Here is a 15,655-nt window from a genome sequence, read left to right as displayed (position 1 = left end):
TCCCAGGGGTACGCGGGGTGCGCGGGGGTGCGTTCAAAGAATCTGCAACTCCGGCCCCGTTCCTGCCTTTTATTCAATTATTCGAAAGGGTTTGCTAGTTTGGGAAAACAGTACGCGACCGGGCATCGACCTGCGGGTAACCGACGGTAAATGCCCGGGTGCGCCGCTGCGCTCAGAGCAGCCCGAAACGGTCCGCCCAGCCGAACAGGTCCCCGGGTGTCGCATTGCCCCCGCACACCACGAGCCCCAGCCGGGCGCCGTCACCGACCCGCGCCGCTACCTGCCGGGCGGCCGGCAGCAGACAGCCCGCGGCCGGCTCCGTCCACACCTTGGCGCGGTCGGCGAGGTCCAGGCAGCCCTGCACGGCCTCCCGGTCCGGCACCACCAGGACCTCCTCGACCAGCGCGGACACATGGTCGTACGTCAGCTGGGACACGGACGGCGCCGTCAGTGTGGTGACGATCGAGGACACCGGCACCCGCAGGGGGCCGCCCGCCCTCAGCGCGGCGGACATGGCCTCGGCGCCCTCCGTCTCCACTCCCCACACCCGCACATCCGGGCGCCGGGCACGCAGCGCGGCCGCCACCCCGGCGATCAGGCCCCCGCCGCCGATGCTGACGATCACGTCCGTCAGCTCCTGCGCGTCCTCGGCGAACTCCAGCCCCACGGTGCCCTGTCCGGCGATCACGACCGGATCGTCGAACGGGTGGACCAGGGTCAGCCCCTCGTCCCGCAACCGGAGCACCAGCTCGAAGGCGCTGTCCATGCCCTCGGTCAGCCGCACCGACGCCCCGGCCTCCTCGGCCAGCTCGATGGAGCGGGCCGACGCGGTACGCGGCATGACCACGGTCGCCTTCACCTCGAGGGCCGCCGCCATCACCGCGAGGGCGATCCCGTGGTTGCCGCCGCTGACCGCCACCACACCGGCCGCCCGCTCGGCCTCGCTGAGCGACAGGAGCTTGGCCGTCGCTCCGCGCGCCTTGAACGAGCCGGTGCGCTGGAGCAGTTCGAGCTTGGCGGTGACCGGGACGCCGAGCAGCGCGGTGAGGCCGGGGCTCGGCACGGTCGGCGTCCGTACGACGTGTCCGGCGATGTGCCGAGCGGCGGCTTCGATGTCCGAGATGCCGATCAAGGTGGTTCACCCTTCCCGGCGCGGGGGTGGGGACCGCGCCGCTGGCACCCTGACCCGCGGGGCCGCCCAGGGTCAACACGGTTTCGGGAGGCCGCGGTTCACCCGTTCAGAGATCCCGGCCCACCAGGAAGTCCAGCAGGCCGTGCAGCTCACCGGCGGCACGGGCGGTCAGGGGGACTTCCGTGAGCAGGGCCCGCGCGGCGGCCGTGTGCGCACGGGCCTCGTCCAGCGCGGCCGCCCGTCCGCCCGCCTCCTCGATCAGCGCGGCCGCCTCCTCGGTACGCGCGGGAGCGGCCAGGAGCGCGGGCAGGTGGCGGGCCGCGGGGGAACCGAGCGCGGCCAGGACCGGGAAGGTCTTCTTGCGCTCCCGCAGATCCCCGCCGGCGGGCTTGCCGGTGACGGCCGGATCGCCCCAGATGCCCAGCACGTCGTCCACCAGCTGGAAGGCGACGCCCAGATGGCGCCCGGCCCGGTCCAGCGCGGCGACGGCCGGTTCGGGAGCCCCGCCGAGCGCGGCCCCCAGCGCGGCGGCGCAGCCCAGTAGCGCGCCGGTCTTGTGCTCGGCCATCGCCCGGTACTCCTCGGGCGTCACCCGCTGCGGCCCGCCGAAGGGCCGCGCGGCGAACAGCAGGTCGTCGGCCTGCCCGCGCACCAGATCGGCCAGGGCCGCGGACAGGAGCCGTACGGCGCCGGGACCGCCCGGCGTGACGGCCAGGGTCTCCACGGCGAGTGCGAACAGCGCGTCCCCGGCGAGGACCGCCGGACCGGTGCCGTACGCCTTCCACACCGCGGGGCGGCGGCGCCGGGTCGCATCGCCGTCCATGATGTCGTCGTGCAGCAGTGAGAAGGCGTGCACCAGCTCCACCGCGACCGCCGCCGGGACCCCGGCCCGGCCGTCCGCACCCGCCGCCTCCGCGCCGAGCACCGCCAGCGCCTGCCGTACGCCCTTGCCGCCCGGCGCGGCGGCGGGCGCTCCGCCGACCTCGCACCAGCCGAAGGAGTACGCGGCCATCTCGGCCACCCACGGATGCAGCCGCCCGACCGCCTCCGTCAGCGCGGGACGCACCAACTTCCGGCAGCGGTGGAGGATGTCGGGGGCCGACGGCGGCGCCTGCACCGCCGAGGGGAGCGCGCTCACCGTGCCACCTCCGGGTCCGGGGCGAACTCCTCCTGGGCCCGGGCCACCATCTCCCGCGCGTGCCGCAGCCCGCTGCGCTCCAGCACCTTTGCCAGGTCGGCGAGTTCGGCCGCCGTCTCGGTCCGGTCGCGGCCGAGTCGGGCCAGCGCCTTGGCGAGGCCGAGGCGGGCCAGCGCCTCGCCGCGCGCTTCGCTCATCGCGCGGAACTCCCCGAGGGCCAGCTCGTACAGCTCCCGGGCCTCGGCGTAGCGCCCGGCCCGGTAGAAGACGTTGCCGCGCATCTTGTGGTTGTACGCGAGCGCACTGGACAGGTTCATCGTGCGGCAGGCGGCCTCGGCCCGCGCCAGCAGCTCCAGCGCCCGCTCGGTGTTGCCGTCGCGGACCGAGAGCACGTCGGCGAGTCCGCGCAGCGCCCAGGCGTGGCCACGCCGGTCGTCGGCCCGCTCGGCTATCTCCGCCGCCTCCTCGAACAGGGCGTACGCCCTGTCGTAGTCCCCGGTGTTGCGGTGCATCTGCGCGATGCCCTCCAGGGCCCACACCGTGTGCCGGGCCTCCCCGCGACGGCGGGCCTCGGCCAGCAGCTGCTCGTGCAGCCGGCCGACCGCCTCGTAGTCGCCCTGGATGCGGCCGGTCTCCGCGAGGCCCGCCAGCGAGTAGCCGCGGACGACGATGTCCCCGCCCCGCTCGCCGAGTTCCGCCGCGAGCCCGAGCAGCCGCCAGGCCAGCGGGAAAGCGCCACGCTGCCGCGCGAGGGTGCCGCCGCTCCACAGCGCCCAGGCCATCGCGGCCGTGTCGCCGGCCTCCCGGGCGGACCGGTAACTCGCCTTCCAGGCCCGGTCGGCGTCGCGCACCTGGCCGAGCCGCCGGTGGGCCTCGGCGACGGCGAGCCCACAGCGCGCCGCCTCCTCGGGCCGCCCGGACCGCTCGGCCTCGCGCAACCGCTCGGTGCCCTCGGCCAGCACGTCGACCAGCGAGGAGTTCACGGACAGGGTGGTCAGGGCGCCCTGGTACTCCGGGGCGAATGCCTTGCCGTACATGCATGCCTTTCTATACACGAAGTGTATACATGGTGTGTATAGCGCGCCGAAAAGTTGCCCCGGCCCGGGGGCCAGGGCGTGGTCTGTTGCTGATCAAGACGCCGGCACGGCGGCAGGGGTTGCCTGTGAGGCGTAGATCACCTCACGGGGGGGTCAGTGCTGCTGGGCCTTCTGCGGGATCGCCTCGCTCGGCCGCACCACGACGTACCCCTCGCCCTGGAGCATCAGCTGTACCGCTTCACCGGAACCGCCGCGCAGCATCGAGCCGATGGACTGCGAGCGGTGCAGCGAGGTCTGCAGCTGCGCGCTCCAGCCGACCACCGCGTCCGTGTCGACGTACACCGGGTACTGCGCCGAGACCGGTATGACCAGCGGGTTGCCCTCACAGACCAGGCCGAGCCGGCCCTGTCCGCTGAACACGCTGTTGAACAGGCCGCCGCCCGCGATGCCCGAGCCCTTCACGGTCTTGATCTCGTACGACAACGAGGGGTCGAAGCAGAGCACGTTGCGGCCGTTGACGGTGAACCGGTCGCCCGGCTCCACGTCGAGCACGAAACAGTTCTGTGCCTCGTGCGCGAACCAGACCTCGCCCTGCCCGCGCACCGCCATCAAGGGCAGCCCCTCACCGGTGACCGCACGCTTCAGCATGCCGCCGACCCCCTGGCCCTTGCGCTCGAACTGGAGGCTGCCGCGGTGGGCGATCATGGCGCCCTGGCGTGCGTACATCTCGCCGTTCACCGTGTACTTGATGCATTTGGCGTTCTCGATGGTCATGCCCGGCTCGACGGCGGGCTGCACCATGTGCTCACTGGAAAAGAGGTCACCCTTCATGCGGGCATGGTGTCCCGGAGGGTGCCGTTCCGCCAAGATCACGGCATGTGTCCGTTCAGCCACCGAACAGCTGGGCCCAGTAGGTGCCCGCCCGGCCTCCGCCGGTGAAGCCGACACCGATGTGCGTGAACTCCGGTGTGAGGATGTTGGCGCGATGGCCCGGGCTGTTCATCCAGCCCTCCACCACCTCGGCGGGGGAGCGCTGTCCGCAGGCGATGTTCTCGCCGATCGTGGACCGGCGGGAGCCCGCGGCGGCGGCCCGGTCCCAGGGCTGGGTGCCGTCCGGGCAGGTGTGTGCGTAGAAGTCGCGGGCCACCATGTCGGCGCAGTGCGCCTGCGCGGCCGTGGCGAGCGGCGGATCGGCCGCCAGGGCAGACAGTCCGGCCCGCGCCCGCTCGGCGTTGGTCAGGGCGACGACCTCGGCGGCCGTCCGGGACAGCGCGCCCCGGGTGAGGGGTCTGGCCCACAATGCGGTCCAGTACCGGTCGCCCGCGTCGGCGTGGGCCAGGGCGGCGTGGGTGAAAGCCGGGTCGAGAAGGGTGGGCCGAGCCTGGCCGGTGCGCAGGCAGTAGGCGACGAACTCGGCCGGGGTGTGCGGGCCGGAGACGAGGTGCTCACCGACGGTGATGTACGTGTATCCGGCGGCGCTGATCCGCTGATGGACCGACACCCCGTCCCGCCCCTCCGCCCCGAGCCTGCCCATGGCCGCCATCGCCGAGGCGTGCGCCCGCGCGGCGGAGGCGAGGCGTGCGTCCAAGGCGACGGGCGGGTGGCCGGCCTGCGCGCGGGCGGAGTTGACCAGACCGAGGAATCCATCGGCATCCGGGGCGGGCGCGGACCGCGGATCGTCGTCGACGACGTTCACGCCGAAGTCCCGGGCCAGCCCCGCCAGCCCGTCGGCGTACCCCTGCCCGATCGCGCGCAGCTTCCAGCCGGTGCCGCGCGCATACAGCTCCGCGAGGAGCAGGACGGTCTCCCGCTGAAGGTGCGGCGGGGCGAACCGGGCCACCAAGCGGCCGTCGCTGTCAGTGACGTCGAGCCGGGGCGCGGGCAGTCGGCCCAGGGGCGTCCCGGGCTGGGCCGCACTGACTGCCACGGTGACCCGGGTGGCTCCGGGCCGCAGCCGCGCAGGATCGATGCTGAGCGTGTCCCCACGCAGCCGGACACCAGGTGCACGCGGCTGGTTGTAGAACACGAAGTCGCCATCACGACTGACCCTGCCACCCCCGTCGGTGACGAGGGCGGACACATCGAACTCCCCGACCACCCGCAGCCGCAGCACCCCGCCCGGCAGGGGCAGATTCCCCCCGGAAACCAGCTCGCTCATCACACAGCAAGGAACGCGTGACGGGGGCGTGCGAGTTCCGGCAACTTTCGGGCGAACGGCGACATGTCCAACCTCAAGGGGCGCGGGGCTGTATCGATATGCGGCTCCGCCGCGGGGCGCGACCAGCCCCACCCGCCCGCACTCGCCCATGACGCGTCCCTACTCCTTGCCACAGAACGCCGACTCCAGCACCCCCGCCATCACGCGGAGCACCCCCTCGTTGTTGGAGGTGTTCGCGACAGCGGTGACGGCACGCCTGCCATCCTCCGTGGCGAACGCGTACGTGTAGTAGCCCTGGACCGAGCCCGTGTGGCCGTACACCGAGATCCCGCAGGACAGGTCACGGCGACGCAGCCCGAGCCCGTACGACGACGTGCTGTCGACCCGGGTGAACCGCTCCATCTCCGCGAGCCGCGCCTCGGACAGCAGCTTCCCGCCGAGCAGCGCGGAGAAGAAGGTGTTCAGGTCCTTGGCGCTGGAGATGACGGCGCCCGCGCTCTGCGCCCAGGACACCGTCTGGTCGGTCGCGTCGACCAGCTCCTCGCCGGCCGTGTCCGGGGTGAGGTAGCCGTGCGCGTACCGGCCCGGGATCCGGGTGTCGGGGTGGACGTAGAGGGTGTCGCGCAGCTCGAGCGGATTGATGATGCGGTTCTCGTACTCGGTCTTCACGGAGTGGCCCGTGAGCTTCTCGATGAGCAGGCCGGCGACGACGAAGTTGGTGTTCGAGTAGGAGTACGCGGCGCCGGGCGCGTTGGTGCGGGGCTTCTTCAGGGCGAGCGCGACCAGCTGCTGGTAGGTGAAGACCTTGTTCCGGACCACCTCGAAGCCGGACACGCTCTGGGTGAACATGTCGTCGGTGTAGTCGTACAGACCGCTGCGGTGGCCCAGCACGTGCCGGACGGTGATGCTGTCGTCCGGCAGCAGCTTGGGCAGATACCGGTTGACCGGGGCGTCCAGGTCCACCCGGTGCTCGTCGGCCAGCTGGAGCAGGACGACGGCCGAGAAGGACTTGGTGACGCTGCCGACGCGGAAGCGGTCGTCCGCGCTGATGTCCTGCCCTGTGCTGAGGTCGGCGACTCCCCGGGTCACCTGGTAGGTCGTGCCGTTGTCGTCGATCCGGGCCAGTGCGCCGGGCGCGCCCTGCGTCACCGCCGTGCGCAGCACCTCGTCCAGGCCCGCGATGTCGGGCGCCGGAAGTGCCGCGGGCGCCGGAGTGTCGGCCGCCGCGGTCGCGGCCCGCGCCGGGACCGCGAGCAGCACGAGCGCGACCGCTCCGAGTACGGCACTCCTGCCCACCGTTGCTGAGACCATCCGGCTCCCGCTCCCCTCCACAGGGTTTCTGATGCGACATCGGTCACATTCAGGCCTGGGAACCTAGGCGATTGAGGCAACGTCTCCACAGCCGACACACAGTTGGTCATCTCGTGATCACCCTGTGGCGCCCATTTGTAAAGGATTGCCATAGAGCCCGCGAAATGGATCATTCCGTCTTTACGTGCGCATGACTCATCCGTAAGGGTTACGCCCTGGGGCCCGACCAGCCCCCGTGGCGCTCAACGGCGTCATGTAGCAGGGCGGTTGGTGATCCCGGCTGCCTTCCAACGAAGGAGATCAGTGCGTAGACCGCACATACGCAGCATCGCCGTTGCCGTCGCGGTGACGACGGCTGCCACGGGCCTGGCCGGTACGGCCTTCGCGGGTCCCTCCAAGGGGGCGGAGCGGTCCGCCGCGTCCGCCGCCACGACTGCCTCGGTGATGGTGGAGGCGGCGCGTACCGCGGCCTTCGCCCACACCGCGGCGACGGGCGTCTCGAAGGGCGACGAACTCCACGCCCAGGACGTGATGGTCGACCCCGAGGGTGCGCGCCACGTCCGTTTCATCCGTACTCACAACGGAATGCCGGTGCTCGGCGGCGACCTCGTCGTCCACCTGAACCGGCAGCTGGCCTACACGGGTGCCACCAGCGCGGCCGCCCACGCCGTCAAGCCGTCCTCCACCGAGGCCAAGCTGACCGCGGAGCAGGCCGCCTCGAAGGCCGCCCAGGTCGCCAAGGGCGACGCGGGCAGCGCCGAACTGGTGGTGGACGCCCGCGGCGGGTCGGCCGCCCTCGCCTACCAGGTGACGGTGACCGACAACGGCAGCTCCAGCACCGTCGTCATCGACGCCCTCACCGGCAAGGTGCGCAGCAACACGCCCGACGCGGACGAGTTCCTGTCGCCGAAGCTGCTCGACGCGCTGCGCAAGCGCGGCGAGACGATCGACCCGGCCACCGGCATCGGCTCCGACGCCGCCGCCGGCCTGCTCGGCTCGGGTGCCTCCGGCGCGACGACCTACCCGTCGACCGCGCACGGCACCGGCAAGACCCTCTTCGTGGGCAACGTCGGCCTGACCACCACGGCGACCTCGCGCGGCCACTACCAGCTCAAGGACCCGAGCCGGTACGGTACCGAGACCCGGGACGCCAAGGGCTCGTACACGGAGAAGTTCAGCGCGGGCTCGAAGTTCACCAGCACGACCAACGTGTGGGGCAACGGCACGACCTCCAACCGTGCCAGCGCCGCCGCGGATGCCCAGTACGGCATCACCAAGACGCTGGACTTCTACAAGAGCACCTTCGGGCGCAAGGGCATCGCCAACAACAGCAAGGCCGCCCTGGGCATGGTCCACTGGGGCAAGAAGGTCGCCAACGCCTTCTGGGACCCGACCTGCGGCTGCATGCTGTACGGCGACGGCGACGGCGACATGTTCAAGAAGCCGCTGGTCGTCCTCGACGTCACGGGTCACGAGCTGACCCACGGCGTGGTCGACGCGACCGCCAAGCTCGAGCCGACCTACGTCGACTCCGACGGCAACCAGTACGGCGAGCCCGGCTCGCTGAACGAATCGCTCGCGGACATCTTCGGCTCCAACGTCGAGTTCTACGCCAAGAACACCAAGGACACGCCGGACTACCTGATCGGCGAGAAGCTGGGCCTCGCCCAGAAGTTCCTGCGCCGCCTCGACCACCCGTCGCTCGACAAGCTCGAGGGCACGATCGACTACTGGTCGCCGGACACCTACTACACCGAGGTCCACGCCGGTTCCGGTGTCTCCTCGCACGCCTACTACCTCCTCGCGGAGGGCAGCGGCAAGAAGACGATCAACGGCGTCAACTACAACTCGCCGACCTACCACAACATCAAGGTCACGGGTATCAGCCGCACCAAGGCCACCGCGATCTTCTACCGTGCGCTCACCCGCTACATGGTCTCCACCACCGACTTCCACCAGGCGCGCCTCGCGACGCTGAAGGCGGCCAAGGACCTGTACGGCGCGAACAGCACCGAGTACAAGACGGTGGACAAGGCGTGGGCCGCGGTCAACGTGACCGCCGCCAACACGCCGGCCGCCCGCCACTGACGGACGGCAGCGCACACCAGCACCACCGGATGCCCCGCCTCGCGCGGGGCATCCGCATGTCCGCAGTCCTGAGCCGTCGCCAACTGCCCCCGCAACCACCGCTGTTTCTTTTATTGACAGCGGAAAATAATGGCTCTAGGTTCCCGGCCATGCGCTCGACCCCCGCCGCCGAGACGTTCCCGGCCCAGACGCCGGCCGCCTCGCAGGTCTTCACGACGGTCCTGTCCCACGGCCCCCTGACCCGCCTGGACGCGGGCCGCCGGGCGGGGCTGTCCCCGGCCGCCGTCACCAAGGCCGTCCGCCCCCTGCTGGAGGCCGGCTACCTGGTGGAGGGCGCCGACGAGGAGGCCCGCCCCGCGCTCGGCCGGCCCGCCGGTCTGGTGCGGGTCAACGGCGAACGGGCGCTGTTCATCGGCGTCAAGGTGACGGGCGACGAGCTGATCGCCGTACTGACCGACCTGTGCTGCCGCATCCGCCTCGCCCGGCGCACGCCGCTGCCGGACCGGTCGGTCCGCAAGGTGCTGGCCTCGGTCGCGGGCCTCGTCCACGAACTCCTCGTCCACGCCGCCGAGTCGGGCGCCCCGGTCCTCGGGCTCGGCATCGCCGTCTCCGGTGACGTCGACCGCGCCGAGGGCGTGGTGCGCTACTCGCCCTTCCTGGAGTGGCGGGACATACCGCTGGCCGAACTCGCCGCAATGGCCGGTGGATTGCCGGTCACGGTCGACAACGACGTGCGCGCGCTGACCGTCGCCGAGCAGTGGTTCGGCGCCGGAGCAGGTCTCAGCGACTTCGCCGTGGTGACCGTCGGCGCGGGCATCGGCTGCGGACTCGTGGTCCACGGGCAGGTGGTCGCGGGCGCGCACGGCGTGGCGGGCGAGATCGGCCATGTCGTCATCGATCCGGCAGGACCGTCCTGCCACTGCGGCAACCGCGGCTGCGTGGAGGCGATCGCCGGGGACGCCGCCATCGTCACCCGTATCCGTGAGGTGACGGGCCGTCATGTCGCCGACAGCGCCGAGGCGGTGGCCCTTGCCCGCCAGGGCGTCCCCGGGGCGCGCGAGGTCTACGCGCGGGCGGGGGAGGCCATCGGCCGGGGCATCGCCACCGTGGCCAACCTGCTCGGACCCGAGCGCGTGATCATCTCCGGCGAGGGCCTGGCCGCCTACGACCTCTTCGCCGGACAGATCCGCGAGGCGTTCACCGCGGCCGCCTTCGGCTCGGCCGCGCAGTGCGACGTACAGACCCGCCCACTCCCCTTCGAGGAGTGGGCCCGCGGCGCCGCAGCCGCCGCCATCCAGTCCTTCATCACCTCGACTCCCCGCAGCGGACAGGGCTGAGCAGCCCCGACCCGAACCCACCCAGGAGGTACGGCCCATGTGGTCACCCTCGTACTCCGTCCTGCCCGCACGCGGGCTCAGATGCGCCGTCGTCCTGGCCCTCACCGCGGGCCTCGCCGCGACCGCCCCGCATGCCCGGGCCGCGACGACCACGGCGGTCAAGCCCTATATGGGCTGGTCCAGTTGGAGCATGCAGTCGTCCAAGTACCCGGGCCTCAACCCGGACGGCGACTACAGCTACCTCACCGAGGCGAACGTTCTGAAGCAGACCGACGCCCTCGCCGCCAGGCTGAAGCAGTACGGCTACGAGTACGTCAACATCGACTCCGGCTGGTGGCGGGACAAGAGCTGGAAACCGGAGTTCGACGCGTACGCACGCCAGCAGGCCGACCCGGTCCGCTTCCCGCACGGCATGCAGGCGGTCGCCGACCACATCCACGCCAAGGGCCTCAAGGCCGGCATCTACCTGCCCGTCGGTCTGGAGAAGGAGGCCTACGGCGACGGCAAGGTGCCGATCTGGCACGGCGACGGCTGCACCACCGCCGACATCGTCTACGGCGACCTGCGCACCACCAACGGCTGGGACAGCGCCTACAAGCTGGACTTCTCCCGTCCCTGCACCCAGAAGTACGTCGACTCGCAGGCCCGCTCGCTCGCCGACTGGGGCTACGACTTCCTCAAGCTCGACGGCGTGGGTCCCGGCTCCTTCAAGAGCGGCGACCACTACGACAACGTTGCCGACGTGGCCGCCTGGCAGAAGGCGATAGCCGCCACCGGCCGGACCGTCCACCTGGAGATCTCCTGGTCCCTGGACATCGGGCACGCGGCCGACTGGAAGAAGTACTCCAACGGCTGGCGCGTCGACACCGACGTCGAGTGCTACTGCAACACCCTCGTCAGCTGGGAGAACTCCGTCGACGACCGCTTCGACGACACCCCCGGCTGGACGAGGCACGCCGGCCCCGGCGGCTGGAACGACCTCGACTCCCTCGATGTCGGCAACGGCGCCATGGACGGCCTGACCCAGGCCGAACGCCAGACCTACGCCACCCTGTGGGCCGTCGCCAAGTCCCCGCTCTACACCGGCGACGACCTCACCAAGCTTGACGACTACGGCGTAAGGCTCCTCACCAACCGCGAGGTCATCGCCGTCGACCAGGGCTCCGCCCCGCCCGCCCGGCCGGTCACCCCCTCCGACCCGCAGCAGGTGTGGGCCGCGAAGAACCCCGACGGCGGCTACACCGTCGCCCTGTTCAACCTCGCCGACGCCCCCGCCGCCGTCACCGCCGACTGGTCGTCCCTGGGCTTCACCGGCGAGGCCGGAGTCCGTGACCTGTGGAATCACGAGAACCTCGGCTCCTACCAGAACAAGATCACCGAGGCCCTGCCCGCCCACGGCTCCCGCCTGTTCACCGTCACCCCGCACGGCAGCGCCCTGCGCACCACCGGCTACGAAGCCGAGTCCGCAGGCAACACCCTCAGCGGCAACGCCTCCGTCGCCGACTGCTCCGCCTGCTCCGGCGGCAAGAAGGTGGGCAACCTCTACCTCGGCGGCAGGCTCCGCTTCGACGACGTGGTCGTCTCCAAGGCCGGCACCTACCTCGTGCAGGTCGCCTATGTCAGCGGTGACGCCCGCGCGGTGAACATTTCGGCCGATTCCGGCAGCGCCGTGCGCCACAAGTTCCCCTCCACGGGTGACTGGGGAAGCGTGGAGACGGTGAGCGTTCCCGTGGCCCTGAAGGCGGGCACCAACACCGTCACCTTCGACAGCGGTTCGGACTACGCACCGGACATCGACCGGATCGACGTCCCCTCGTCTCCCCGTCAGTGATCGGAGCCCGCCATGGAGAACCTGCCCAGCAGACGCGGCTTCCTCGCCCTCGCCGCGGCCACCGGAGCCCTCGCCTCGCTGCCCGCCTTCACCGCCACCGCCGCCCCGCAGCGGCCCACCGCGGCTCCTGTGCCCGACGCACGCCACCAGCTGTGGTGGCAGGCCCCCGCCGACGAGCACTCGCTGATCGAACAGGGCCTCCCGGTCGGCAACGGCCGCCTCGGTGCCCTCGCCACCAACGACCCCGGCCGAGAACTCCTGCTCGTCACCGACGCCACCCTGTGGACCGGCGGCCTCAACGACACCCTCGACTCCGACGGCCAGTTCCCCTACGGCCGCGCCGACTTCGGCTCCTTCACCCTGCTCGCCCGGCTCACCGTGGACCTCCCCGGCCACGACCTCGGCGCCGTCACCCGCTACCGCCGCACCCTCGACCTCGCCCAGGGCGTGGTGACGACGTCGTACGCCCGCTCCGGAGCCACGTACGAGAGGCAGCTGTTCGCCAGCCGCCCCGACGACGTGGTGGTGCTGCACTTCACCCAGAAGGGCGGCGGCCACTACACCGGCACCGTGACACTGGAAGGCACCCACGGCGAGAAGACGTCGAGCGCCACCTCCTTCGCAGGTTCCCTCCCCAACGGACTGCGCTACGGTGCCGCCGTCGCCGCGTACGGCAGCGGCGGCATCGTCCGCGTCCACGGCACCCGTGTCACCTTCGCCGGATGCGAGGACCTGACCGTGGTGGTCAGCGGCGGCACCGACTACGCGCCCGACGCCTCGGCCCATTACCGCAACCCCTCCCTCGACCCCGCGGCGCTCGCCCGCACCAAGGTCCGTGCCGCCGCGGGCCACGCGGCGGACACGCTGCTGCGCACGCACGTCGCCGACCACCAGGCGCTGTACGGACGGTTCGACATCCGGCTCGGCACCTCGTCCGCCCGGCAGCGCGCCCTGGACACCTGGGAGCGGATCAAGGCCCGCGCCCTGGACGGCACACCGGACCCCGAACTGGAGGCCGCCTACGTCCAGTTCGGCCGCTACCTGATGATCTCCGGCTCCCGGGGCAGCCTGCCGCTCGGCCTGCAGGGACTGTGGCTCGACGGGAACGACCCGGACTGGATGGGCGACTACCACACCGACATCAACCTCCAGATGAACTACTGGATGGCCGACCGGGCGGGCCTGTCGCCCTGTTTCGATGCGCTCACCGACTACTGCGTGGCCCAGCTCCCTTCCTGGACCGACCTCACCAGGAGACTCTTCGACGACTCCCGCAACCGTTACCGCAACTCCAGCGGCAGGAACGCCGGCTGGACGGTGGCCGTCTCCACCAACCCCTATGGTGGAGGAGGCTGGTGGTGGCACCCGGCGGGCAACGCCTGGCTGTGCAACTCCCTGTGGGAGCACTACGAGTTCACGGCATCGCGCGCCCACCTGAAGAAGATCTACCCACTCCTCAAGGGCGCCTGCGAGTTCTGGGAGGCACGGTTGCTCACCCACACTCTGCCGGACACCGGCCGGGAGGTCCTCATCGCCGACAGCGACTGGTCACCGGAACAGGGCCCACTCGACGCCAAGGGCATCACCTACGCGCAGGAACTCGTCCGCGCGCTCTTCGGTAACTACCGCACCGCGGCTGCCGAGTTGGGCACAGACGCCGAGTACGCCCGTACCATCGGCGCGCTGCGCGAGCGCCTCTACCTCCCCGTGGTGAGCCCGAAGACGGGCTGGCTGGAGGAGTGGATGTCCCCCGACAACCTCGGCGAGACCACCCACCGCCATCTGTCCCCGCTCATCGGCCTCTTCCCCGGCGACCGCATCCGCCCCGACGGCTCCACCCCCGCCGACATCGTCGCCGGCGCCACCGCCCTGCTCACCGCCCGCGGCATGGACAGCTTCGGCTGGGCCAACGCCTGGCGCGCCCTGTGCTGGGCCCGGCTGAAGGACGCCGGCAAGGCCTACCAGCTGATCGTCAACAACCTCCGCCCGTCGGTCCACGGCAGCAACGGCACCGCACCCAACCTCTTCGACATCTACCAGGTCGAGCAGGGCCGGGGCATCTTCCAGATCGACGCCAACCTCGGCACCCCGGCCGCCGTGGCCGAGATGCTGCTGTACTCCCGCCCCGGCCACCTGGAACTCCTGCCCGCCCTGCCGGGCGCCTGGGCCGCCTCCGGTGCGCTCACCGGTGCCGGGGCCCGCGGCGGCTTCGTCGTCGACCTGCGCTGGCGGGACGGGAAACCCACCGAGGTGCGGATCCGCAGCGTCGGCGGCACCATGACCTCCGTGGGATACGCAGGCACGTCCCGGACGGTCCGCCTCGAGCCCGGCGAGTCCGTCACGCTCAAGGACCTCGCCCGGTGACCGGCCCGGTGCGCCCCGCGCGCCGTATCCGGTTCGGGCGGACCTGCCGGATCGCCGCCGCCCTGCTCGCCGCCGTCGCCTGCCAGTCCGCGCCCGCCCAGGCCGCCGCCCGCCTTCCCGAGGCCGCCACCCGGGCCTCCGGCGTCGTCACCTGGGCGGCGAGCGCGGACCGCCTGGGCGAGGGCGCCGCCGACCGCGGCTACCGGCTCGTCGTGCACACCAGCGCCGGCGGCAGCGACCTGCGCGTCCGCCTGTCCAACGCCTTCGGTGACCGCCCGCTGACCCTGGACAGCGTCTACGCGGGCCTGCAGAGCCGGGGTGCCGCACTCCGGCCGGGCACCAACCGGCGGCTGACCTTCGGCGGAGCCCGTGCGGTCACCGTCCCGGCGGGCGCCCTCGTGTGGAGCGACCCGTTGCCCGGCCGGGTCCCCGCCGCCGTCAACCTGGTCGTCAGCCTCCACACCCCGGACGCGGCGGGTCCGGCCACCGGCCACGGGCTGGCGATGCAGACGTCGTACCTCGGCGAGGGCGACCACACCGCCGAGGACTCGGCCGCCGACTGGACGGCGACGACCGGCTCCTGGTGGTACCTCGACGCCGTCTCCGTACGCCCGTCGAGGACCGGCACCGGTGCCGTGGTGGCGCTCGGCGACTCCATCACGGACGGCTGGCAGTCCACCACCGACCTCAACCGGCGCTGGCCCGACTACCTCGCCCGGCGCCTCGACACCGCCAAAACGGACGTCAGGGGTGTGGCCGACGAGGGGATCTCCGGCAACAAGGTCCTCGCGGACGGCGCCGGGCAGAGCGCCCTGCACCGGCTGGACCGGGACGTGCTGTCCCAGCCCGGAGTGCGGACCGTCTTCCTCTTCGAGGGGGTGAACGACCTCAAGGCCCACACCGGCGTCACCGCGGCCGATCTGATCGCCGGATACCGGGAGATCGTCCAGCGGGCGCACGCGGCCGGGAAGTGCGTGGCCGTGGCGACCATCGGCCCGTTCAAGGGCTGGTCCGAATTCGACCCGGCCGCCGAAGCCGTACGGCAGGACGTCAACCGGTTCATCCGCAGCAGCGGGGAGTTCGACGCGATCACCGACTTCGACCGCACCCTGCACAGCCCCTACGACCCCGAGCGGATCCTGCCCTTCTTCGACAACGGCGACCATCTGCACCCCAACGACAAGGGGATGCAGGCCTTGGCCGACGCCGTCGACCTGGGCAGCCTCGACTGCACACGCTGACACCCCGGGCCGGCCGGG

General features: G+C 71.7%; 11 protein-coding genes. 5 read left to right on the top strand and 6 right to left on the bottom strand.

The genetic code is table 11. The annotated features are described in order from the left end of the window. Positions 1 to 172: 172 nt before the first annotated feature. The 6 genes from AQI88_RS15265 to AQI88_RS15240 all read right to left on the bottom strand — a co-directional run bounded on the left by AQI88_RS15265 (position 173) and on the right by AQI88_RS15240 (position 6,776). Positions 173 to 1,132 carry a threonine/serine dehydratase family protein gene (locus tag AQI88_RS15265; protein WP_066998313.1) on the bottom strand — a complete coding sequence of 320 codons (960 nt, stop codon included), beginning with the start codon at positions 1,130 to 1,132 and terminating at the stop codon, positions 173 to 175. Positions 1,133 to 1,238: 106 nt separating this feature from the next. After that, complete coding sequence (locus tag AQI88_RS15260) at positions 1,239 to 2,270, bottom strand: polyprenyl synthetase family protein (RefSeq protein ID WP_066998311.1); 1,032 nt, start codon at positions 2,268 to 2,270, stop codon at positions 1,239 to 1,241. Beyond that, complete coding sequence (locus AQI88_RS15255) at positions 2,267 to 3,307, bottom strand: tetratricopeptide repeat protein (RefSeq protein ID WP_066998302.1); 1,041 nt, start codon at positions 3,305 to 3,307, stop codon at positions 2,267 to 2,269. Before AQI88_RS15255 ends, AQI88_RS15260 begins: the two co-directional genes overlap by 4 nt. Positions 3,308 to 3,460: 153 nt before the next feature. Continuing rightward, positions 3,461 to 4,138, bottom strand: coding sequence for an AIM24 family protein (locus tag AQI88_RS15250; RefSeq protein WP_066998299.1), 678 nt, complete (start codon positions 4,136 to 4,138; stop codon positions 3,461 to 3,463). Between the two features lie 55 nt (positions 4,139 to 4,193). Further along, the gene (locus AQI88_RS15245; RefSeq protein ID WP_066999131.1) at positions 4,194 to 5,465 is read right to left on the bottom strand and encodes a CAP domain-containing protein; all 1,272 of its coding nucleotides are present in this window, start codon (positions 5,463 to 5,465) and stop codon (positions 4,194 to 4,196) included. A gap of 159 nt (positions 5,466 to 5,624) precedes the next feature. Beyond that, positions 5,625 to 6,776: a serine hydrolase domain-containing protein gene (locus AQI88_RS15240; RefSeq protein WP_066998296.1), complete on the bottom strand. Its 1,152-nt coding sequence runs from the start codon at positions 6,774 to 6,776 to the stop codon at positions 5,625 to 5,627. A gap of 303 nt (positions 6,777 to 7,079) precedes the next feature. Between AQI88_RS15240 and AQI88_RS15235 the strand changes: the two genes are divergently transcribed. The 5 genes from AQI88_RS15235 (at position 7,080) to AQI88_RS15215 (ending at position 15,637) form a co-directional block, all read left to right on the top strand. Next, positions 7,080 to 8,864 carry a M4 family metallopeptidase gene (locus tag AQI88_RS15235; protein ID WP_066998294.1) on the top strand — a complete coding sequence of 595 codons (1,785 nt, stop codon included), beginning with the start codon at positions 7,080 to 7,082 and terminating at the stop codon, positions 8,862 to 8,864. Between the two features lie 149 nt (positions 8,865 to 9,013). Beyond that, positions 9,014 to 10,201 (top strand): ROK family transcriptional regulator, encoded by a 1,188-nt coding sequence (locus AQI88_RS15230; RefSeq protein ID WP_066998292.1) that lies wholly within the window; start codon positions 9,014 to 9,016, stop codon positions 10,199 to 10,201. 37 nt (positions 10,202 to 10,238) lie between these two features. Then, positions 10,239 to 12,032, top strand: a complete 1,794-nt coding sequence (locus AQI88_RS15225) for an alpha-galactosidase D (protein WP_066998290.1) — start codon at positions 10,239 to 10,241, stop codon at positions 12,030 to 12,032. Between the two features lie 12 nt (positions 12,033 to 12,044). Beyond that, positions 12,045 to 14,396, top strand: a complete 2,352-nt coding sequence (locus AQI88_RS15220) for a glycosyl hydrolase family 95 catalytic domain-containing protein (protein ID WP_066998289.1) — start codon at positions 12,045 to 12,047, stop codon at positions 14,394 to 14,396. Continuing rightward, positions 14,393 to 15,637, top strand: a complete 1,245-nt coding sequence (locus AQI88_RS15215; protein ID WP_244184141.1) for an SGNH/GDSL hydrolase family protein — start codon at positions 14,393 to 14,395, stop codon at positions 15,635 to 15,637. Before AQI88_RS15220 ends, AQI88_RS15215 begins: the two co-directional genes overlap by 4 nt. The last annotated feature ends 18 nt before the right edge of the window (positions 15,638 to 15,655 follow it).

This window comes from Streptomyces cellostaticus (assembly GCF_001513965.1).
In the GTDB taxonomy this organism is placed as follows: Bacteria; Actinomycetota; Actinomycetes; order Streptomycetales; family Streptomycetaceae; genus Streptomyces; species Streptomyces cellostaticus.
This window is presented reverse-complemented; position numbering and strand designations above follow the sequence as displayed.

Coding starts and splice junctions, on each gene's coding strand:
- AQI88_RS15240 (WP_066998296.1), bottom strand. CDS start 6,776: ATGGTCTCAGCAACGGTGGGCAGGAGTGCCGTACTCGGAGCGGTCGCG.
- AQI88_RS15250 (WP_066998299.1), bottom strand. CDS start 4,138: ATGAAGGGTGACCTCTTTTCCAGTGAGCACATGGTGCAGCCCGCCGTC.
- AQI88_RS15245 (WP_066999131.1), bottom strand. CDS start 5,465: ATGAGCGAGCTGGTTTCCGGGGGGAATCTGCCCCTGCCGGGCGGGGTG.
- AQI88_RS15225 (WP_066998290.1), top strand. CDS start 10,239: ATGTGGTCACCCTCGTACTCCGTCCTGCCCGCACGCGGGCTCAGATGC.
- AQI88_RS15220 (WP_066998289.1), top strand. CDS start 12,045: ATGGAGAACCTGCCCAGCAGACGCGGCTTCCTCGCCCTCGCCGCGGCC.
- AQI88_RS15255 (WP_066998302.1), bottom strand. CDS start 3,307: ATGTACGGCAAGGCATTCGCCCCGGAGTACCAGGGCGCCCTGACCACC.
- AQI88_RS15230 (WP_066998292.1), top strand. CDS start 9,014: ATGCGCTCGACCCCCGCCGCCGAGACGTTCCCGGCCCAGACGCCGGCC.